This is a genomic window from Actinomyces gerencseriae DSM 6844, from assembly GCF_000429265.1.
Classification (GTDB): Bacteria; Actinomycetota; Actinomycetes; order Actinomycetales; family Actinomycetaceae; genus Actinomyces; species Actinomyces gerencseriae.
The window spans coordinates 56,952-78,206 of the sequence record NZ_AUBN01000015.1 but is presented as its reverse complement, the minus strand read 5'-3'; the positions used below and the strand labels follow the sequence as shown (position 1 = coordinate 78,206).

At 69.1% G+C, this 21,255-nt stretch carries 18 protein-coding genes; 9 read left to right on the top strand and 9 right to left on the bottom strand.

Annotation, left to right across the window (positions count from 1 at the left end):
- Positions 1–168: 168 nt before the first annotated feature.
- Positions 169–714 (bottom strand): flavodoxin family protein, encoded by a 546-nt coding sequence (locus G448_RS0107810; RefSeq protein ID WP_051268750.1) that lies wholly within the window; start codon positions 712–714, stop codon positions 169–171.
- 768 nt (positions 715–1,482) lie between these two features.
- Between G448_RS0107810 and G448_RS0107805 the strand changes: the two genes are divergently transcribed.
- The 4 genes from G448_RS0107805 to G448_RS0107790 are packed head-to-tail and all read left to right on the top strand — an operon-like array spanning position 1,483 to position 5,453.
- A complete protein-coding gene (locus G448_RS0107805) occupies positions 1,483–2,625 on the top strand; it encodes an MFS transporter (RefSeq protein ID WP_026407535.1) in 1,143 nt (380 codons plus the stop codon).
- Positions 2,626–2,681: 56 nt separating this feature from the next.
- Entirely contained in the window at positions 2,682–3,908 is a 1,227-nt protein-coding gene (gene hemA / locus G448_RS0107800) for a 5-aminolevulinate synthase (protein ID WP_026407534.1), read from the top strand.
- Between the two features lie 4 nt (positions 3,909–3,912).
- On the top strand, positions 3,913–4,407 hold the full coding sequence (locus G448_RS17550) for a GNAT family N-acetyltransferase (protein ID WP_169720833.1): 495 nt from the start codon (positions 3,913–3,915) through the stop codon (positions 4,405–4,407).
- The gene (locus G448_RS0107790) at positions 4,404–5,453 is read left to right on the top strand and encodes a Gfo/Idh/MocA family oxidoreductase (RefSeq protein ID WP_026407533.1); all 1,050 of its coding nucleotides are present in this window, start codon (positions 4,404–4,406) and stop codon (positions 5,451–5,453) included. The genes G448_RS17550 and G448_RS0107790 overlap by 4 nt, the downstream gene beginning before the upstream one ends.
- 33 nt (positions 5,454–5,486) lie before the next feature.
- Here the strand turns inward: G448_RS0107790 and G448_RS19200 are convergent, their stop codons facing one another.
- A complete protein-coding gene (locus G448_RS19200; RefSeq protein ID WP_026407532.1) occupies positions 5,487–5,723 on the bottom strand; it encodes a neutral zinc metallopeptidase in 237 nt (78 codons plus the stop codon).
- Between the two features lie 74 nt (positions 5,724–5,797).
- Between G448_RS19200 and G448_RS0107780 the strand changes: the two genes are divergently transcribed.
- Both G448_RS0107780 and G448_RS0107775 read left to right on the top strand, forming a co-directional pair.
- Positions 5,798–6,844, top strand: a complete 1,047-nt coding sequence (locus G448_RS0107780; protein ID WP_026407531.1) for a quinone-dependent dihydroorotate dehydrogenase — start codon at positions 5,798–5,800, stop codon at positions 6,842–6,844.
- 222 nt (positions 6,845–7,066) lie between these two features.
- Positions 7,067–8,287: an MFS transporter gene (locus G448_RS0107775; protein ID WP_026407530.1), complete on the top strand. Its 1,221-nt coding sequence runs from the start codon at positions 7,067–7,069 to the stop codon at positions 8,285–8,287.
- 141 nt (positions 8,288–8,428) lie between these two features.
- Here G448_RS0107775 and G448_RS0107770 read toward each other — a convergent pair whose 3' ends face one another.
- On the bottom strand, positions 8,429–9,436 hold the full coding sequence (locus tag G448_RS0107770) for an aldo/keto reductase family protein (RefSeq protein ID WP_026407529.1): 1,008 nt from the start codon (positions 9,434–9,436) through the stop codon (positions 8,429–8,431).
- Between the two features lie 178 nt (positions 9,437–9,614).
- Positions 9,615–10,208, bottom strand: a complete 594-nt coding sequence (locus G448_RS0107765; protein WP_026407528.1) for a DUF3043 domain-containing protein — start codon at positions 10,206–10,208, stop codon at positions 9,615–9,617.
- Positions 10,209–10,248: 40 nt separating this feature from the next.
- On the opposite strand from G448_RS0107765, the gene G448_RS15680 reads away from it, so the two are divergent.
- A complete protein-coding gene (locus G448_RS15680) occupies positions 10,249–11,688 on the top strand; it encodes a dipeptidase (protein ID WP_051268738.1) in 1,440 nt (479 codons plus the stop codon).
- A gap of 16 nt (positions 11,689–11,704) precedes the next feature.
- Complete coding sequence (locus G448_RS0107755; protein ID WP_026407527.1) at positions 11,705–12,895, top strand: glycerate kinase; 1,191 nt, start codon at positions 11,705–11,707, stop codon at positions 12,893–12,895.
- Here the strand turns inward: G448_RS0107755 and G448_RS15675 are convergent.
- The 5 genes from G448_RS15675 to G448_RS0107730 form a co-directional block, all read right to left on the bottom strand.
- Positions 12,840–13,922 (bottom strand): LacI family DNA-binding transcriptional regulator, encoded by a 1,083-nt coding sequence (locus G448_RS15675; protein WP_084436508.1) that lies wholly within the window; start codon positions 13,920–13,922, stop codon positions 12,840–12,842. The genes G448_RS0107755 and G448_RS15675 overlap by 56 nt on opposite strands.
- A gap of 354 nt (positions 13,923–14,276) precedes the next feature.
- Positions 14,277–15,194 carry a sugar ABC transporter permease gene (locus G448_RS0107745; RefSeq protein WP_026407526.1) on the bottom strand — a complete coding sequence of 306 codons (918 nt, stop codon included), beginning with the start codon at positions 15,192–15,194 and terminating at the stop codon, positions 14,277–14,279.
- A gap of 18 nt (positions 15,195–15,212) precedes the next feature.
- Positions 15,213–16,808: an ABC transporter permease subunit gene (locus tag G448_RS0107740; protein WP_026407525.1), complete on the bottom strand. Its 1,596-nt coding sequence runs from the start codon at positions 16,806–16,808 to the stop codon at positions 15,213–15,215.
- A gap of 124 nt (positions 16,809–16,932) precedes the next feature.
- Complete coding sequence (locus G448_RS0107735; protein WP_026407524.1) at positions 16,933–18,210, bottom strand: sugar ABC transporter substrate-binding protein; 1,278 nt, start codon at positions 18,208–18,210, stop codon at positions 16,933–16,935.
- A 273-nt stretch (positions 18,211–18,483) separates the two neighbouring features.
- Entirely contained in the window at positions 18,484–19,710 is a 1,227-nt protein-coding gene (locus G448_RS0107730) for an alpha-amylase family protein (protein ID WP_026407523.1), read from the bottom strand.
- A gap of 137 nt (positions 19,711–19,847) precedes the next feature.
- Here G448_RS0107730 and G448_RS0107725 point away from each other — a divergent pair, with 137 nt between their 5' ends.
- Complete coding sequence (locus G448_RS0107725; RefSeq protein WP_051268748.1) at positions 19,848–21,221, top strand: deoxyguanosinetriphosphate triphosphohydrolase; 1,374 nt, start codon at positions 19,848–19,850, stop codon at positions 21,219–21,221.
- Positions 21,222–21,255 lie beyond the last annotated feature (34 nt).

Here is a 21,255-nt window from a genome sequence, read left to right as displayed (position 1 = left end):
GCACCGGGAGGGGCCCGTCTTTCCGCCGACCCTCGACTCGTCCTCTCCCGGCTGCTCACCTCCGGAGCCTGATGGTCAGCCGGGCGGCGAGGCCGACGATCGGGACGCAGCCGAGCAGTGTCACGAGCGTCTCCATATCCGGGAAGCTGACGATGTGGATCACCGATGTCAGCGCTGCCGGCCGGATGACGGCGATGCCTCGGCCAGCTCACGCCCCCAGTCGCGGGCCGCCGCCTCCTCGCCGTCGCCCAGGGGGCCCTGGCCCGACGTGACGAGGAAGCTCTTGACGGCTGGCTCGCCTCGGCCCGCGCGTCGCAGCGTCTTGGCGATCGCCTTGGCCGCCGAGCCGCTCAGCCAATTCCTTCCGACGACCGTGTCGAAGGCGGCCACGCGAGTGGAGGCCGGGATCGAGACCGCCGCCAGCCACTCGCGTACACCCGTGGCCGAAGTTGTCGCCCCCTGCTTCTTGCAGGCCGTCGCTCGAGTGCCGGCGGTCGGCAAGCCCCGGTTGTGGGTCGGGGCGCCTAGGACGAGCCGGTCGAGGTCCGCGGGCAGGACATCGGGCGCTCGGTCGACGTCGAGGACGCGGGCCTGCGCCCCGGTCTCGCTCAGCCCGGCGGCGATGGCCTCGGCAATGGTGCGGGTGCTGCCGAAGTACGACTCGACGATCACGAGCGCTGCCGTGGTTCCGCTCGATGTGTTCTCTGTCGTCACGATGTCCTCCTTGGTGCTGGTAGCGGCGTCATGGGCCCAGGTTCGGGTGCGACGCGACGTCGCACGCAAGCAGAGTCGCTTGAGCCGGGCGTTCTGGGCGACGCGCATGCAACGAGTCATGCACCGTGACGGGGAGTCTTCTCGAATTCCGAGAAGAGCACTCGCTGCGACCCGTGTCGCTTCCGGTCGAGTCGGCGCGGAACTCCGGGCCTCGGTGACGCCTGCGCGGAGGGAGGGGCGAGGTCGTAACAGAACCGATATTGACAGCGGCGACACGGTGCCTAAACTACGAACTGCGTCGAGGCTTTGAGCCCTGATCCTCACAGCACTGCCTAGGAACGACTATGGTCTTCTGCACGTCCTACTCGAATCGATGTCGCGTTCGGTGAGAATGCGCTGATGTGCATCATAGGCAATCTTACGCCGATGATGACTATCGGAGAACTCTGACGAGGCGCTGGCCCTTTTTTCTCCGAAAGACCATCCGATCGTCCTTCGATATGGATGTCGTGCCCGACGACGGTTATTCGTGTTTCCCGTGACTATCCGGCCGGGGTGTGTGGGTGTCGGGTCGATCGGCGCCAGAGGAAGAACGACGCTACGAGTTCTACGAGCACAGGGCCGCATTGGGCCTGTCCCACCGTGCGGCCCCACCGCGACCGTCCCTTGAGCAGACGTTATATAACGGCGTGAGGGACCAGTCCTGACTAGTCCCGATCAGTGCATGGGTGGCGGAGTCACTAAATGACTGGAAAGAGAGGAATGGATGTGATTGGTCGACTTTGGCCATTCATCATAGGAGGCGTCGCGCTCGGGCTGGACGCCTATATGATCGCAGGGCTGCTGCCCGCGATCGCGGAGAACCTGGCCGCCACCGAGGGCGTGACCGGGCTCGGGGTGACCGCCTTCACCGGGGCCTATGCGGTCGCGGGGCCTCTGCTCGCCGGTGCCGCGGGCCGCCGCTCCAAACGGGGACTCGCGATCGCCCTGTCGATGTTCACTCTGGGCAACCTTGTCACGGCGGGCGCGCCCAACATCGCCGTATTCCTCATCGCCCGGGTGATCGCCGGCGCCGCCGCGGGCGTGTACTCGCCCCTGTCCTCGGCCGTCGCGGCGGCATCCGTATCGGAGGAGCGCCGCGGCCGGGCTCTCGGTCTCGTCCTGGCCGGGCTGGCGATGGGCACCGTGTTCGGCGTCCCGCTGGGCCTCCTGCTCGGAGGCCTGACATCGTGGCGGGTGAGTATCCTGCTCATCACGATCGTCGGGGCGCTGGCCCTGATCGGCATCTTCTCCTCCTGGGGGCGTGAGCTGCCCGGCGTGGACGCCCCCTCCCTGGTCGCACGCCTGCGCTCGATCGGATCCGGACCGAATCTCATGACCGTCACCGTCACCCTGTTCACCGGGATCGCCTCCCTGGGCCTGTATACCTACATCGCCTCGCTCCTGGGCGATACCGGCCTCGCCTCCCATCCCACGGCCGGCATCTGGGCCTGGGGAGTGGGCGGAGCCGTCGGCGTCATGCTCATCGGCCGCCTGGTCGATCGGGTCGGCGACTCGCTCCGCGTCACCGCGGTGATCCTGGCCCTCCTGACGATCGTTCTGGTCGTGCTCGGCACCGGCCCTGCCGTATGGCTGCTGGCGGCCGCGCTGTTCGCCTGGGGCGCCCTGGGATGGTCCTCCCTGGCCCCGCAGCAGGACACGCTGCTGGCGACCAATCCGCGGGACGGGGCGACCGCGGTCGCTGCGAATGCCTCGGCGAACTACCTCGGCTCCGCGATCGGGTCCGCCCTCGGCGCGGGCGTGCTCGCCGTCGGAGTGGCCGGCACGAACCTGGCCCTGCTCGCCGCCATCCCGGCCCTGCTGGCACTCGCCCTGCAGCTGCTGCGCATCCGCATGCACCGCACCGCATGACACCGGTCGCGAACGGCGACCACGACGAGAAGAGATGGGAGGGAAAGGAATTCTCCATGTACGCGGACACGGCTCTCGAGCGTCTCGACGATCTTAAGCGGGAGGGCAGTTACCGGACCTTCGTGACCCTCAATCGGCATGCTGGACAGTATCCCATGGCTACGGTCAAGCGTGATGACGGCATGTATGAAGATGTGCAGGTCTGGTGCAGTAACGACTATCTGGCCATGTCTCAGCACCCGACGGTCATCGCCGCGATGCAGGAGAGCGCCGCTCGCTACGGCGCTGGGGCCGGCGGCTCCCGTAACATCGGGGGCACCCACGAGGAGGTCGCTCTTCTCGAGGCGGAGATCACGGACTGGTTCCGCAAAGAGCGTGCCCTGGCCTTCCCGACGGGCTACGGCTCCAATGATGCTGCGTTAGAGGCATTCAGTATGATATATCCGGATCTGCTGATCTACAGCGACGCACTCGATCATGCGTCCATGATCTCCGGGATCCGCCGTAATAAGAATGGTCGTCGTGTGTGGCGCCACAACGATCTGAATCACCTCGAGGAGCTTCTCTCCGCCGACGACCCATCTACACCCAAAATCATTGCGCTGGAATCCGTGTACTCCATGGACGGCGATACGGCCGACCTCCCCGGAGTCATCGACCTCGCTCACCGGTACAACGCCCTGACCTATCTCGACGAGGTTCATGCTATCGGACTCTACGGGGAGCAGGGGCGCGGGATCGCCGATCGAGAGGGCGTCCTCGACCGGATCGATGTGATCCAGGGGACGATGGCGAAGGCCATTGGCGTGATAGGAGGGTTCATCGCGGGTCCCGACTGGCTCGTCGACGCCGTGCGCAGCTTCGCTCCGGGATTCATCTTCACGACCTCCATGCCCCCGGCGGTGGCTGCCGCCTGCCGGGCGAGTATCCAGATCGTCCGTGCCGACGATCACGCACGTGATCTACTGCAGAGCCGAACCGCGCAACTGCGACACGAACTGGATGTTCGCGGCATCGAGATCATGTCGTCCTCGACGACGCACGTGCTTCCGGTTCTCATCGGCGACGCCCGCGATTGTCGGGCCGCCGCGGCGACGCTACTCGATGAATACGGGATCTACATCCAGCCGATCAATCCGCCGACAGTGCCGCCGGGCACCAGTCGCTTCCGCATCAACGCCACGCCTGCTCACACTGCGGAGCAGGTCACCCGCCTCGCCGATTCCCTTGATGAGGTCTTCGCTCGCCTGGGAATCTCCGAGAACAAGAAGAGTGTCCGGTAATTCGATGACGCGCGTCGCCCACTCGACAGTCGCAGTGCGACGGGCCACCCGCGCCGATATCGAGTCCGTGCTGGCATTGCGCCGGAGTCTTCTTGCCGCTGGCGAGGCTCATTGGGCCCGAGGCGATGCTGGCGGCTGGGAAGCGGCCTATCGTGCGCAGTTGGAGGAGGAGATCAACGGAACCGTGTCGGCGCAGGCGACCTTTCTCGCGGTCGCGGACGCTGCGCCCATGGGCGTGGCGACCGCGATCATCGATCGTCGCTTGGCCAATCCTGCTAACCCGAAGGGCTTCGAGGGCTGGATTCAGGGCGTCTATGTTAACAGGTCCGCCCGAGGACTCGGACTCGGCACCGCCCTGACCCGGGCGGCCGAGGACTGGCTCGCCGCCCGTGGTGCGGATGCCATCTACTTGGATTCCACTCCGAGTGCACTGCGGATGTACGCGCGCCTGGGCTACGTGATCAACGACGAACCGCACCTGAGGAAGGAACTGCATTGACTCTGAGAATCGACCTCATCGGCGCCGGTTACGCCGGTACGCGGCTCGTCCGAGCCTTCGAGCACGTCGCCGCGGGAAGGGGGGAGGATATCGATGCGCGCACTTATTCGCGTGCGGACACTGCCGCACTGCCCGATGATCCTGCGCGGATTCATCTGATGTATGAGGGTGCTGATGTCGTCATCAACGCCGCCAATGACGACCAGCATCTCAGTATCCTCAATATTCTTCAGCGCGTCGACGGATTCGTCCTCTCGGAGAAGCCCCTCGTTGCGCCTCAAGATTCCGTTCCTGATCGCTGGGCGGGGGTGTGGGAGAGTGGCGACAGATTTGCTATGAACTGTATCGAACGCTATTCTCCGGCAGTTGACCACGTCCTCGCCCAGACACGTCGACGCGATCTGCGGATCGCACGGATCGACTTCACCTGGGCGAAGAACCGCTTCGATGACCCGCGGCCCACTGTGGGCGTCGTCAGCGAGGTCGTACATCCGCTCGATTTGTGCTGCTACCTCACTGGCGCATCGGCTGAGGATGTTCATCTGCACAATGCTGCGGTCATCAACTCCGACTATACCAGTCTTACGGATGACACTCCCGAGTCCGTGCAGATCATGGCGAGTATGAATGACGTCGTCGTCACAGGATACTCGAGTTTCGCTCATCCTGACCGACGACGCGCATTTGATATCATTCTCGTCGGCGACGACGGCGCCCGGGAATACGTGGAGCTCATTTTTGACGACCCCGGCTGGGATCACGACCGTCTTCGGCACTGGAGCGCCGACGGCGCCCAACCGTGCCAGGACACGGCTTTCATCACCGGTGGTACGGCCCCGGAGACGTGCGGGAAGCTCTGCCTATTCGCCGAGGATGTCCTGTGGGGCGATCATGGCCGCCGCTACACCAGCTTCGTTGAAGCCGCTGGTCTGCAGCGCCTTCTCGCCGATATTCATCGTTTCTCCCAGGACGCGCTCTCGTTGCGATATGGTCGAGGACCACGTCGAACGACCCTCGATAGGAACAACCTCGAGCGGCTCGGCTGACGACGTGGGCCTTCGGAACTCTTCGGAGACTCTTCAGAGGCTCCGCCCGGGCGCCTCGAAGGTGCTGCACTGCTGGACCGACCCGGAGTCCATGCCGGTCGTGAACCAGCGGACCCGCTGCTCGGAGGATCCGTGAGTCCACGAGTCGGCGTCCAGCGACTCGGCCGTCGCCGCCATGCGGCACTGGGTGTACTGGTCGGCGGCGCCACGCCTCCCGCCCGAGGTGGAGACGCGGTTCGGATCGATCTTGATATCGCGGTTGAAGCTCATGGTGACCTCGGGGGAGGGGAGGGGCCGAAGCCAGCGTAACGTCGCGCCGGCGCTCGTCCGAGTACGCTGGCGACGTGCTCTACGACCTGCTGTACAAGACCGTCCTGACGCGTACCGACCCCGAGCTGATCCACGACGCATGCATCAAGGCCATCGAGGTCACCAGCAGGATTCCGCTCGCGCGCGATGCGGTGAGGCAGATGTGGGGGCGTCGCCCCATCCTGCCCGTGCCCAGCGCCAACCAGGGCGGTCCCTTCGCGCGACCCGTGCCGGGTCTGCTCGGCCTGGCGGCCGGCATGGACAAGGAGGGGCGGGCCGTGGAGGGCATGGACATGCTCGGCTTCGGCTTCGTCGAGATCGGCACCTTCACGGCCCGCGCCCAGGACGGCAACGACAGGCCCCGCATGTGGCGTCACCCGCGTACCCGCGCGATCCGCAATCGTATGGGATTCAACAACCCCGGTGCCGACGAGGCCGCTCGGCGCCTGCGGGCCCTGCGGGCGACCGCGCGCGGCCGCTCCATCGTCGTGGGCGCCAATATCGGCAAGACGAAGGCCACGGCACTGGTCGATGCCGTCGAGGACTACCGCTACTCCGCCGGCGTCGTGGCGCGCTGGGCCGACTACCTGGTCGTCAATGTCTCCAGCCCGAACACGCCCGGCCTGCGGACCCTCCAGAACGTCGACGCGCTGCGCCCCATCCTGGAGGCCGTGCGCGAGGCCGGCGACGCCGCCGCGCGCCGCCACGTGCCGCTCCTGGTCAAGATCGCCCCCGACCTGGCCGACGAGGACATCGACGCCGTGGCGGACCTGGTGACGCGAATGGGACTGGACGGCGTCGTCGCCACCAACACCACGATCGACCACGACCTGGGCGAGGGCGGTCTGTCCGGCGCTCCGCTGCTGCCGCGGTCCCTGGAGGTCGTGCGCCGCCTGCGCGCCCGATTGGGGGAGGGTCCCACCATTATCGGGGTGGGCGGCATCTCCTCCATCATGGACGCCGAGCTCATGCTCGATGCGGGCGCGGATCTGCTCCAGGCCTACTCCGCCTTCGTCTACAACGGCCCGGCCTGGCCCGGTCGCATCAACCGGGCCCTGGCCACGACACGTCGGCGATCATGACGGGTGGCCATCGGCCGGTCTCTGATAACCTGATCGCAGCCTGCGCCACGACGCGGGAAGAGGGATAAGGGGCTGCCTGTGAGGTCGGGCTGGCAGCCGCAGTCGTCGACCTCTCGGACGTGCCTCTCAATGCCCATGAACATCTCCGACCCCTCTTCCTCATCCAGCGCATCCCTCTCCTCCTCCGGATCTCCCGAGTCCTCGACGTCCTCGGAGTCCCCCGTGCGCACCCTTCTGGACGCGGCCGGGCCCGGCTTCCTCGTCTGCGCCTACCTGGGCCGTCTTCCGGCCGCCATGAACCAGCTCGGCCTGCTCCTCGTCGTCTCCGCCGCGGGGCGGAGCCTGGCGCTCGCGGGCGCCGTGGTCGCCGCCGTCGGTCTGGGAACCGCATTCGGAGCGCCGTTCATCGGTCGTCTGCACGATCGCGCGGGCGCCTGGAGGGTCACCACCTGCGCACTTGTGATCCAGATGGCCGCGCTGATCGCCATCTGGGGCGCGTTGAGTCGTGCGCTGGCCGACTGGATCATCCTGGTGGCCGGCGCCATCATGGGCATGGCCAATCCGCAGGCGGGATCGGTCGCGCGTGCCGTGTGGTCCTCCATCGCGCGCGCCGGCGGCCCGCCCGCCCGCGCCCTGAGGATCGTCCGCGTCGGCATGGGCTGGGAGACGGCGGCCGACGAGACGAGCTTCGTCATCGCGCCCGTCGCCGCCGGGGGCCTCGTCGTCCTCCTGGGAGCCCGGGGGACGGTCGTGGCGCTCGGGGCTCTGACCCTGCTCGGCGAGGGACTGTTCGTCGCGTGGCTGCTGGCCCACCGGCGCATCGGCCGTTCGGGGCCGGACCGGGCGCGATCCGATGGCGACCGGAGCGCGCTGCGCGGCGCCTCCTCCGGGGCGCCGGTGGGCGATCTCCTTCCCGTTCTCCTCACCGTCATGGGGATCGGCGTCGTCTTCGGCACGACTCAGACGGCGCTGACGGCTGTTCACGCGGCCCACGGCACGCCGGGACTCACCGGTCCGGTCTACGGATCCATGGGGATCACCTCCGCCCTGGTCGGCTTCATGAGCCCGGGCCTGCGCATCGGGCGCCTGCGGAAAACCGCTGTCGGCGGAGCGATCGTGCTCCTGTGCTCCCTGGCGTTGATGAGCGTGCCGTCCACCACTCTCGCGGAGGCCGTCATCCTGTGCCTGGGCGCGGCGGTGGGCATGACCCTGGTGACCTGCTACTCGCGGGTTGAGGAGCTCGCTCCAGCCGGTCGCGTCACCGGCGTCATGGCCATGGCGTCGACGGGCAACGTCCTGGGCGTCTCCGTGGGGAGCATGGTCACCGGAGCGATCGGCGACGACCTGCATCTCGGGAACCTGCCCGCCGCGGTGGCCGGCGGGTGCATCGTGGTCGTCGCCCTGGTCGAGGCCTGTCGGGCGGGTCTGCGGGGCCGTCGCTGAGCGCGGATGGCGCGCTGTGCCCGCCGAGGACGGCTGCTCCTCGACGGGCTGCCTCGCGCCTCATCGGTGTCGGCCGATACGGCCGACACAGCCGGGTACGGCCAGGGCGATCGGGGCGATCAGCGCGATGCCGAGTCGTCCTCAGGCCGGGCGCCTCTCCGGGGAGCGGGTGAGGGCCGGGTCGCGCTCCACCACATCGCCCAGGGCGGTGTCGATGGCCTCCATGACGTCATCGCCGAGCCTCACGCCCGAGGCCTTGACGTTCTCGGTCAGCTGCTCGGGCCGGGAGGCTCCCACCAGGGCCGCGGAGACGTAGTCGTGCTGAAGGACCCAGGCGATCGCCAGCTGCGGCATGGTGAGCCCGGCGTCCGCGGCGATCGGACCCAGCTTCTGGACGGCGGTGAGGACCTCGTCGGTCATCCACCGGGCGATCATGTCCCTACCGCCCTTCTCATCGGTGGCGCGCGACCCGGCCGGCGGCCGCCGACCGGGCAGGTACTTGCCCGACAGGACTCCCTCGGCCATCGGGGACCACACGATCTGGCCCATGCCGAGCTCGGAGGAGGCGGGCACGACGCGGTCCTCGATGACCCGCCACAGCGCCGAGTACTGGGGCTGGTTGGACACCAGCCTGAAGCCCATCCGGGTGGCGAGCTCCTGGCCGGCGCGGATCTGGTCCGCGGTCCACTCCGAGACCCCGATGTAGAGGGCCTTGCCGGAGCGGACGACGTCGGCGAAGGCCTGCATGGTCTCCTCCAGCGGGGTCTCGTAGTCGTAGCGATGCGCCTGGTAGAGGTCGACGTAGTCCGTGCCCAGGCGGCGCAACGAGCCGTCGATGCCCTCCATGATGTGCTTGCGGGACAGGCCGACGTCGTTGGGCCCCTTGGGGCCGATGGGCCAGTAGACCTTGGTGAAGATCTCCAGGCCCTCGCGCCGCTGTCCCGCGAGGGCCTTGCCGAGGACCTCCTCGGCTCGCGTGTTGGCGTAGACATCGGCGGTGTCGAAGCTGGTGATGCCCAGGTCGAGCGCGGTGCGCACGCACTGGACGGCGGTGTCGGCCTCCACCTGGGAGCCGTGGGTGAGCCAGTTGCCGTAGGTGATCTCCGTGACCTTGAGCCCGGAGCTGCCGAGATGACGATAAGCGACCATGGTCACAGCCTAGGCCGCCCGGGCCCTCCGGCATCGCCGTCGTCACGGTGCGCCGATGCCTGTCCGCGGCCGGCGGACAGGCATCGGGGGTCGATGGCCGCCGGGGACCCGGGGGAGGGGAGGCCGCGGGGAGTCGGGGGAGGGGCGGGGCGCGGATGGGATCGGGGGCGCGGGGTGCTCAGGACGGGTACTGGCGGCGCTTGACCTGCGGGGAGGGCTGGCGCCAGCGGCGCAGATTGAAGCAGCGCGAGAAGACGTACCAGAAGATCATGCCCTGGGACTGCACCTTATCCGGCCCGAACTTGGCCCGCAGCCGGCGCCGCACCAGCCACCAGCACACCACGGCGTCGAGGATGGACAGGAGGAACACCGCGTACAGGCCCATGATGAGGAGCAGCCCGACCTGGGGCATGCGCGTCTGAATGCCGATCATGCTCGCGATGAGCAGGATGCTCAACGGCAGGAAGGTCTCGCCCAGGCAGAAACGAGCATCGACGTAGTCGCGGACGTAGCGCTTGATCGGCCCCTTGTCACGCGCCGGCAGGTAGCGCTCGTCGCCAGTGCTCATGGCCTCGCGCTGACGCTTCCAGGCCTCGTTCTGCTTGGCGCGCGCCTCCGCTCTGGCCGCCTTGCGGTCGGTGGGGACGACCGGGTGCAGGCGGCGCGCCTCGGCGTCCTTGCGCCTGGGGGTGGCGCGGCCCTTGCCGCCGGACTTGACGGGGGGCTCGACGACCGGCTCGGGCGCAGCGTCGCGCTTCTTGAACAGCTTCACGGTCACAGGGTAGCGGCTGACCCGCGATACCCTGAAAACCATGATCACCGTCGCCGCCCTGCGCTCCGCCGTCCACGAGTCCTTCGAGACGATCGTCTCCGACCTGGTCGAGCTCGTCTCCATTCCCTCCGTGTCCGCCTCCAGCCATGACCAGGCTCAGGTGCGCCGCAGCGCCGAGCACGTCGCCGGCCTGCTGCGCGGGGCCGGCCTGGACGCCGAGGTCCTCAGCGTTCCGGGCCCTGACGGTGTCATGGGCCGTCCAGCGGTTCTGGCCCACCGCGAGGGGGGCGCGGGGGCTCCTCGCGTGCTCCTCTACGCCCACCACGATGTCCAGCCCGTCGGCGACCCCTCCGCCTGGGCGCAGGACGATCCCTTCGCCGCTGAGCGTCGGGGGGAGCGTCTCTTCGGACGCGGCGCGGCCGACGACGGCGCCGGCGTCGTCGCCCATGTCCACGCCCTGCGCGTCCTCGCCGAGCTCGGGAGCGGCGAGTTGCCCTGCTCGGTGACCGTGTTCGTCGAGGGGGAGGAGGAGGTCGGCTCGCCCTCCTTCGAGGCCTTCCTGGCCGCTCATCGCGACCGACTCGCCGCCGACGTCATCGTCGTCGCCGACTCATCCAACTGGAGGGTCGGCATCCCGGCCCTGACCACGTCCCTGCGCGGCGTCGTCCAGGCGGACGTGCGCCTGGACGTCCTGGACCACGCCCTGCACTCCGGCCAGTACGGCGGTCCCGTCCTGGACGCGGTGACCTCCATGTGCCGTCTGGTGGCCACGCTGCACGACGAGAACGGCGACGTCGCCGTACCCGGGCTGATCTCCCGTCCGCAGGCCGCGCCGGACTTCCCCGAGTACCCCGAGGCCGACTTCCGCGCCGACGCTGGAGTCCTGGACGGCGTCGACCTGGTCGGCACCGGCGACCTCACCGCGCGCCTGTGGACCAGGCCGACCCTGACCGTCATCGGCATGGACGTCACCCCGCTGGAGCTGGCGGGCAATGTCCTGGCCCCGGCCTGCACGGCCCGCCTGTCCATGCGCATCGCGCCCGGGCAGGATCCGGCGACCGCGATGGAGGCGCTGCGCACCCACCTCGAGGCCCATGCTCCCTTCGGCGCCCGCCTGACCGTGACGCAGGGCGAGGCGGGACCCGCCTTCGACGGCTCCTCGGACAGCCCGGCCGGCCGTGCCGCCCACTGGGCGCTGACCACCGCGTTCGGCCGGGACTGCGTCGATATCGGTCAGGGCGGGTCCATCCCCTTCATCTCCACCCTCCAGGCGACCTTCCCCGACGCCCAGGTGCTCGTCACCGGCATCGAGGATCCCGATACCCGCGCCCACAGCGAGGACGAGTCCATGCACCTGGGCGACCTGGAGCGCGTCGTCACCGGTGAGGCGCTGCTGCTGGCCCGCCTGGGAGGGGTGATCGACGACGGCGGGAACGACGGGAGAGCCGGGGACGCCGACGGGACCGGGGCTCGTCGGTGAGTGCGGCGGCACTCGTATGAGGATCCTCTTGGCCACGGGCGCCATGTACCCCGAGCCGGGCGGCGCGCCCGTCGTCTCCCCGGACGCCGGCCTGACGGCCCCCGAGGTGGCGTCGGCGATCGCCTCGGGGTGGAGGGCGAGGCGCGACGACGACGCGTTGACGGCGCTGCCGATTCCCGACGGGGGGCCCGGTACCGCTCAGGCGGTCGGGGCCGGGATCGTGTCGGCCCGGCGCGCTCTTCAGGCGTACAGCCCGCTCGGAGAGGTTCGCGAGGTCGACCTGCTGCAGCTTCGCGGGGCGCACGGCGCCCGGGCGCGGGGCGGATCCGGACGCACCTGGCTCCTGGACGCGGCCCGGTTGACCGCTCTGCCCGCGGACCCCGAGCTGGCCGCCCGTGAGGCGCGCGAGGGGACCACCGATGGTTTGGGGGAGGCCCTCGCCCAGGCGCTGGCTCTCCTGGGCCCCGGGGACACCCTCGTCGTCGGCCTGGCGCGGTCGGCGGTGCACGACGGCGGCCGCGGGCTGCTCGACGGCCTCGGCGGGCCGGCGACGGCCCGCTCGCTCCTCGATGGGCGGGAGGTGCTGCTGGCCCTCGCCGATGACATCGCCCTGGGCGGGCTGGCGGGCGCCGGCCAGGCTCTGACGACGCTGACGTCCCTGAGCCCGTCGGAGGCCCAGGAGCGCGATCGCCTGGCGTGCAGGGCGGCCTCCCAGGCGATCGATCTCATCGGCGCCTCGCGTCGGGGGGCGCCGATCCTGGCGGGAGCGGCCGTCGGTCACGACGAGCGTCTGTCGGTGTCGTCCTGGGGCACAGGGGCGGCCGGGGGCGGTGCGGCCGTGCTGCGGGCCCTCGGGGCCCGGGCCGTGCCCGGGGCCCGGGCGATGGCCCACCTGCTGGGCCTGGAGGACGCCGTGAACGGGCAGGACCTGGTGATCACGAGCGCGGGGGAGGTCTATGACGTGCTCGCCGACAGCGTGATCGCCGTGGTCGGTGCGGCCGCCGGCGCCCTGGCGCTGCCCGCGGTGCTCGTGGCGGGTCGGTCGGTGCTCCCCCGGGGCGAGCTCGCCGGGGCGGGCGTCGTGGGGTCCTACGCCCTGGAGGAGGCGGGGGCGGGCCTCGCCGACTGGGATGCCGGCGGGCCGGCCGCCGTCAGGAGGCGTCTGGCCGAGATGGGGGCGCGACTGGCGCGCTCCTGGTCGCGCTGACGCCGTCGGCGGCCGGCGACCGGGGAACCGGTGCCGTCGAGCCGCGCACGATGAGATCCGGGGCGAAGAGCATCTCCGTGTCGGGCACGTCCTCGTCGGCGATGGCGGACATGAGGGTGGTGACGGCGGCGCGGCAGATGGCGGCCACGGGCTGGCGCACGGTCGTCAGGGGCGGGTTGGTCATGGGGATGAGCGCCGAGTCGTCGTAGCCTATGACGGACAGGTCGTGGGGAACGGACAGTCCGCGGCCCCGGGCGCCGCTGATGACGCCCAGGGCCATGATGTCGGAGCCGCAGATGATGCCCGTGCAGCCCTGGTCGATGAGGCGGCCCGCGGCGATGGTGCCGCCCTCGTAGGAGTAGAGCGTCTCGAAGACTCGCAGCGGCCGGTCGGGGAGTGCGGATCGCAGGGCATCCTCGTAGCCCGCGCGCTTGCGCTGAGCGGGAACCATGCGCAGGGGGCCCGTGGCCAGTCCGATGCGGCGGTGCCCCAGACTGACGAGGTGCTCCACCGCGATCCGGGCGGCGGCGCGGTCGTCGACGGTGAACCCGGGCGCCCTGATGGTCGGGGCGTTTCCGTTGATGGTGACCAGGGGCACGCCCCGCTCGCGCAACCGCTGGTAGCGGGTCACGTCGCCGCCGGTGTCGGAGTGGCGTCCCGAGACGAAGATGATGCCGGAGACCCCGCGGTCCACGAGCATCTCGATGTACTCGTCCTCGCTGGTGCCCCCGGGGGTCTGGGTGCACAGCAGGGGGGTGTGCCCGCTGGAGGCGAGGAGCTGCTCGATCTCCTGGGCGTAGGCCGGGAAGATCGGGTTGTTCAGCTCCGGGACGACCAGGCCGATCAGCCCCCGTGAGCTCTGCCGCAGTGTTTCGGGGCGCTCGTAGCCGAGCAGGTCGAGGGCGACCAGGACCTGGCGCCGGGTCACCTCCGCCACGTTCGACTTCCCGTTGAGGACACGTGAGACCGTGGCGGTGGAAACCCCCGCCTGCTCTGCGATGTCAGCGAGGGTGAGGCGCTGCTGCACGGTGGTCATCTCCTAGGTGCCGATCCGGGTGGGCGCGCGTCCTGTTCCGGGGAGGACGGGTGGATGGTATCGGAATTCGGGCCCTCGATTTCCCGTGCGACGAGTTCCCCCTCCAGCATCCGGGAACGTGAGCGTGCCGTCGCGATCCTCGAGGAGGAGGGTCCGGAGGAGAACGGCGCTCGCCGGTCCGCCCGCGGTGCGGGGCGGACCGGCGCGGCTCCGGCATCCGGTGAGGCGCGGCGGGCCGGGGCGGAGGGCCGGGAGCGACGGGACCGAGGGGCGCGGGCGACGAGGCCGATGGGCGCCGGGAGCCGTCGACGGATCCTCCGAGGCCAGCCGGGGGATGGAGTTCGGTCAGCCCTTGACCGCGCCGGCGATCGAGCCGCCGACGATGTAGCGCTGCAAGAACTGGAAGAGCGCGATGACGGGAGCCATCGTCAGGACGGCGCCGGCGGCGAAGGTGCCGAGGTTGGCGGAGTTGTTGTTGCCGGCGACCATGGCCTGCAGGCCCACCGCCAGGGTCTTCGTGGAGTTGTCGGTCAGGAAGATCGACCCCAGGATGAACTCGGAGATCACTGCGACGAATGCCAGGAGGAAGGTCGTGGCGATGATCGGCTTGAGCGTGGGCAGCAGGATGATGCGGAACACCTGCCAGTGGGTGCAGCCGTCGATGATGGCGGCCTCGTCGAGCTCCTTGGGGATCGTGTCGAACGTCCCCTTGATGAGCCAGACCTGTCCGAGCGCCCCGCCCATGAGCGCGAGGCAGTACCCGCTCAGGGTGTTGAGACCGAGGAAGGGGATGACCTTGCCCAGGTCGCTCATCATGCTGTAGATCGCGATGATGGACAGCGTGGCGGGGAACATCATGATCAGCAGGAGGGCCAGGAGTCCGCCACGACGTCCTTTGAACCGGAACCGGGAGAACACGTAGGCGGCCAGCAGCGACAGGAAGACCTGGGCGGCGCCGATCACGGCGCACACGATCAGCGTGTTGAGGTACCAGTGCAGGAACGGGCCCCGCTCTCCGGACAGGAGGATCCTGTAGTTGATGAGGCTGACCCCGTTGGTGGGGACGAGCGTGGTGGTGCTCAGCGTTCCCTGGGGGTTGAGGGAGGCTGAGAGGATGTAGAGGACGGGGATGGCGGCGAAGACGAGGGCGAGGACGCCGACGAGATGGCGCCAGCCGATCTCGCGGCACCAGTGGGCGAAGGTCATCCGGTTCGCGTCGGCGGTGGTGGCGGACTCGGGCTGCTTGGACTGATCAGTCGTCATGATGCTTTCCTTCCACGCTCAGTTGACGTCTTCGAGCGCTTTGGTGGCGCGGAACTGCAGGGCGGCCAGGACGCCGGTGATGGCGAACAGCACCACCGAGACGGCGGAGGCGAAGCCGTAGTCGGCCCTCGCGTGGCCGAAGGCCATCCGGTAGATCATCGAGATGAGGATGTCCGTCCCGCCCCTGATATCGCCGGCCGTGGCGAAGGGGCCGCCCTCGGTGAGCAGCTCGATCGCGTTGAAGTTGTTGAAGTTGAAGGCGAAGGAGCTCACCAGCAGCGGGGCCACCGCGACCAGGAGCAGGGGCGCGGTGACGCGCAGGGTCGTCTGGATGCCGGTCGCGCCGTCGACCTTGGCGGCCTCCTTGACGTCCGACGGAATCGACTGGAGGGCGCCCGTGCACACGATGAACATGTAGGGGAAGCCCATCCACAGGTTGGTCAGCAGGACGGCGACCTTGGCCATGGTGGGATCTCCGAGCCAGTTGATGTGCAGGTGCAGCAGCTCGTTGATCAGTCCGAAGTCGTGGTTGTAGAAGTTGGCCCACACCAGCAGGGAGACGAAGCCGGGGATGGCGTACGGCAGGAGCAGGAAGGACCGGTAGAGCTTCTTGCCGCGGATGCGGTCGTCGTTGAGGACCAGCGCCAGGAAGAATCCGACCACGAAGGTGAGCAGCACCGAGCCGAAGGCGAAGACCAGCGTCCACACGAAGGCCTGGCCGAACTGGCCGAGGATGGACGAGTCGGTGAAGAGCCTGACGTAGTTCGCCAGGCCGACGTTCTGCTGCCACGACTGGTCGAGGGCGGTGCCGTTGCCGTTGACGTAGAAGTCGGACGTGCCGATCCTCTGCACCGTGTAGATGTTCCCCGTGCTCGTGTCGGTGAGGGTGTCGCTGTCCTCGTCGTAGACCATCGAGGCCGTTGCGACCACGGCCTGGTTGAATCCCTTGACCTGGAGGAAGTGCTCGTCGTCGATGGAGATGTCGAGCTCGTTGATCTTGGCCGAGGCGGCATTGACCTCCTTGGCGCTCAGCAGCGTGTACCCCTCGGCGGCGGTGACCTTGCCGCCCTCCAGGGTGACGGCGCCCGGCTCCGCGGGCTCGAGGGAGGAACCGGCCGTGGCCGTGTAGATCTCGCTGGTGTCGGGATCGACCAGGAACAGCGTGAAGGGGCCGTCGGTGACACTGCCGGTGGTTCCCACGCGCAGGTTGTAGGTCGGGGAGTCGGGCGTCTGCTTGACGGAGTTGGCGATGATGGCTGAGATCGCCTCGTCCTTCGTGCGCGTGCCGCGGTTGGAGTCGCCGTAGTTCGTGAAGGAGATCTGGACGGTGAGCACGATGGGGATGATGAGGAAGACGGCGAGGAAGAACGTCCCGGGGAAGAGGTACTTCCCGGGGACGAAGCGCCTGGTCGAGTACAGCAGGAACATCGCCGCGGTGGCTGCGCCGACGATGACCAGCCACACCCACATCCTGTAGTGCACGAGGAGCGGCACGAGGTAGGCCGCCAGGGCCAGTGCGGCCCCGAGCGCCAGGACGCGGATGAGTACCGAGAGGATCGTGGTGGTCTTCTCCCGCTTCGGGAGATGCGCGTTCTTGAGGAAGGATGACGTCATTGTCGCGGACAGACCTTTCAGGTGGCGGGACGAGGGTCGGGGCGGTGACTGCGGGCGCCGCGCGGTTGGCTCCGACGGCGCGCGAGTCCGGCGCGACGCCCGCGCCGGACTCATGGGCGCTCGATCAGATGCCGAGCGCGTCCTTGATGGACTTGCCGGCGGCCTGCATCTCGGATGATGCGTCCTTGCCGTTGATGATGTTGGCCTCCGCCTGCCCCAGGGGCTGCCAGATCTCGGCCATCTTGGGGATGGACGGCATGGGGGTGGCGTTGTTGGCGATGTCGAAGAAGGTCACCATGTCGGGGTTGGAGGACCTCAGCTTCTCGGCCAGGTCCTTCTGGGCCGGCGGGAGCTCGTTCTTGGCGAACATGGCCTCGGCGACGGTGGAGTCCTTGGCGACATCGGCGACGAAGCTCTCGGCGATGGACCGGTTGCGGCCGTTCTGGGCCACGTAGAAGACGTTCACGCCCGCGAACGGAACGGCCTCGCTCATCCCCTCGAACCCGGGGATCTTCGCGATGGCGTAGTCGATGCCCGCCTCCTTGATGCTGGACAGGGACCAGGGCCCGGAGACGAGGTAGGGAGTCTTCTTCGTGGTGAACAGGTCGGCCGCGTTGTCGGTGCTGATGGAGGTCTTGAGGACGCCGTCGCTCGCAAGACCGGATATCTTAGTGCCGGCCGTCACGGAGCCCTCGGCGCCGACCCCCAGGTCCCCGGTGTTGTACGTGCCGTCGGGGTTGGTTCCGAACAGGTACCCGCCCGCGGAGGAGTAGAAGGGCTGCATGAAGTAGCCGTCGCCCTCCTCGCCGACGGGAAGCGCGAGGGTCTCCTGGGCGCCGGAGGCCTTGCCCGCCTCGACCAGCTCCTCGACCGTCGCCGGAGAGGTCTTCTCGGTCAGCTCTTTGTTCACGTAGAGGACGAGGGCCTCGACGGTGTAGGGGGCGCCGTAGGTCTGCCCGTTGTAGGTCACGGCCTTCAGCGCTGTGTCCGAGTAGTTGGACTTCGCCTTCCCGGAGAGCAGGACCGGGGCGATGGCGTTGTTCTGGACGAACTTGCCGATCCAGTCATGGGCGCCGATGACGATGTCGGGGCCGTTGCCCGCGCTGTCCGCCGTGATGAAGTTGGTATGGAGGTCCTTGGCGACCACCTGCACGGCGACCGTCAATCCGCCCTGCTGGTCGGCCCACTGCGTGGCGAACTCCTCGATCGAGGGGGCCTTCTTCTCGTCGGCCCAGATGACCAGGTCGGCGGTCGTGTCGGCGGCGACGGCGTCACCGCCGTCGGAGGACGCGCTTCCCCCCCCCTGGGAGTCGGAGTTATCGGCGTTGGAGCCGCAGGCCGCGGCGGCGAGAGTGCTGGCGATGGCGGTCATGGACAGGAATGACCGGCGGTTGAGAGTCACCGTGATTCTCCTTCGAATCTGAAAGGGAGGGCGAGCCCGTTGCAAAAAAATGTAACGCGGGCGTGCAAGCATTACAAGGACTCGGCACGCTTTACGAAATGTGATCTGCTTTACTTCCCTTGAGGACTCGTGAACGCACGAGGCACCCGGCCGTATCGGCGGCCTTCCACGGGCTCGGGCGGCGCCAGCGGGCGGCGGCGCGTCGAGGGCCCTGGTCGTCGGCGCTCGAACCGGAGCGCCGGAGTCTCGGATGGGGAGGGATGGGGTGGGGGCTCAGGCGACGGTCGAGGCCGAGAGCCAGACCGTCGTCGTGGGTGGCACCTCCAGGTGCCTGTCCTCCTGAAGCAGCGCCCCGGAGGCGAGCAGCACCTGGGCCTGCTCGGGCAGCGCCACGCCCTGCTCGGAGGTGTTGACCAGCACCAGGATGTCGCGGTTCAGGAAGGTCAGGACATCCGTCGGGCACCAGTCGAGCCCGACGACGAAGGCGAAGGGCCCTGTCGCCAGGGCGTGCTCCCGCCGCACGTAGGTGGCGTGACGCACCGTGGCCAGGGGGGAGCCGAACTGGACGCCCTGCTCGTCCGAGCGCTCCTCGATCAGCCTGGCGAGCTCCTGCGTGCTGGTCGGCTTGTCCCTGTCCGGAAGGCTGATCTCGTCGCCCTGGCGCAGATAGACCGATCCCGGCAGGGCGAGGACGAGCGCCTGCAGCGCCAGCGACCGGCGTCCGCGCTCCTCGTCGCCGGTCTCGAACCAGCGGCGCCCATCGCCGGGGTCGGTGGACTCGACGAGTCGGTAGCTGGGCAGGTAGCGCCACGCGGGCGGGGCTCCGAAACGGTCGTGCTCGTCGAGGGAGTGCGTGATGTGCCGGGTCAGGGAGCCAGCGTCCCAGCGGGTGAGCACGAGTGCGTCGTCGCGCAGGTGGTGCAGCCAGTCGTCCTGCAGGTGATGGCGCAGCGCGGAGGGGTAGTCCGCGGAGACGTCGGCTCCGATGAGGCCGTCGTCGACGTGCTCGGCCACGATGGCCTGCAGGATGGCGAAGTGCTCGCTGAGCCGGTTCAGGTCGGTCTCGGTGCTGACCTCGGGGGGCACGATCGTGCCCAGGTCGACTCCGTCGGCCCCCTCGGCGAGGAACGCGGCCGCGCGTTCCATGAGACCCTCCCGACCCCGCTCCTGGCCGGTGAAGACCGGGCCCGCGTCGCGGGCGTGGATTCCGGTGACGGGGCCCAGTGCCCCGGAGATCCTGGTGATGACGCGCAGGCCGAGCTCATGAGCCCGGCCTGCGAAGGAGCGGAAGGAGGACAGGTCTCCGGTGGTGGGGACCCGGGAGGGGCGCACGAGCACCACGTTGAAGCCCAGTGAGGCGACATGGTCCAGAATGCCGTGGGCCTCGTCCAGATCGGCGGCGCTGACCTCGAAGGAGTCGATCTCGTAGACGAGGCCGTCGCGCCACCACTCCAGTGGCCCGTTGTAGACGCGGTGGATGAGCGTCGTGGTGGTGGTCACGGCATCCAGCTCCTTTCCGCCGGGTCGGGCCCGGCCGATCGATCCGCGTGCTCCGTCGCCCGCGGCCTCACGGACGAACAGGATAATCGCACAAGTTTATATCTCATAGTAACCCCCTGTTGCGATACCTTGTGGCCATGTCCATCCACGGATCCGTCCACGGATCCACTCACGAGTCGGCCCGCGGGGCGTCGTCGCACGGCTCCGGCCCCGGCGACGATCACGGGCCCGTCGGCGGGGAGCGGGGGCATCCCATCGGCTACGGGACGAACGGCATCGCCCGTTTCGTGCCCGAGCCCGCGAAGAATCCCCAGCGCACTCCCTTCGAGCGCGACAGGGCGCGCGTCGTCCACTCCTCGGCGCTGCGGCGCCTGGGCGCCAAGACCCAGGTCCTGGGGCCCTCCAGCGACGACTTCGTGCGCACCCGCCTGACCCACTCCCTGGAGGTCGCCCAGGTCGGTCGCGCCCTCGGGCAGGCCCTGGGCTGCGATCCCGACGTCGTCGACACCGCCTGCCTGTCCCACGACCTGGGCCACCCGCCCTACGGGCACAACGGCGAGAAGGCGCTCGATGTCGTCGCCGAGTCCATCGGCGGCTTCGAGGGCAACGCCCAGACCCTGCGCATCCTGACCCGCCTGGAGCCCAAGACCCTGGACGCCTCCGGTCGTTCGGTGGGCGTCAACCTCACGCGGGCCAGTCTCGATGCCATCGCCAAGTACCCCTGGGCCAGGGGCGAGGGGCCCGGCGGGCCGCAGGGCCGGAGCGCGCGCAAGTATTGCTGCTATGACGATGACCGTGAGATCTTCGACTGGATGAGACGGGGGGCTCCGACGGGCCGCCGCTGCCTGGAGGCTCAGCTCATGGACTTCTGCGATGACGTCGGCTACTCCGTCCACGATGTCGAGGACGCCATCGCCCTGCAGCGCATGGACCCGGCTCGCCTGCGCGAGGACCGCGAGGTGGACTCCGTCATCGAGGACACCCGCGCCTGGTACGGGACCGACCTCGACCGTGCGGCGCTCGGCGCGGCCTGGGAGCGCCTGGCCCGCCAGCCCAGCTGGATCCTCTCCTACGGGGGCGCGCCGGCGGACGCCGCCGGGCTGAAGAACCTCACCAGCCAGCTCATCGGGCGCTTCGTCTCCGCCGTCGCCTCGGCCACCCGGGACCTCTTCGGGTCCGGCCCCCTGACCCGCTACGACGCCGATCTGGTCATCCCCGACGGGACCGCTGCCGAGATCCTGGTTCTCAAGGGCGCCGCGGTGCACTACGTCATGGCCCCGCGCGAGCACGAGCCGGTCTACCTGCGTCAGCGCACCGAGCTGTTCGACCTGGCCGACGTCCTGCTGTCCACGGGGGGTGCCCACCTGGAGCCGATCTTCGCCGCCGCCTGGAACGAGGCCGGCGACGACGCGGGTCGCACCCGGGCGGTCGTGGACCAGATCGCCTCCCTGACCGACACCTCGGCGCGCGCCTGGCACGCGCGCCTGTGCGGTCTGCTCTCCGAGGTCTGAGAGGGGCCGCGGCACCGCCGGGACGCGGTGCGCC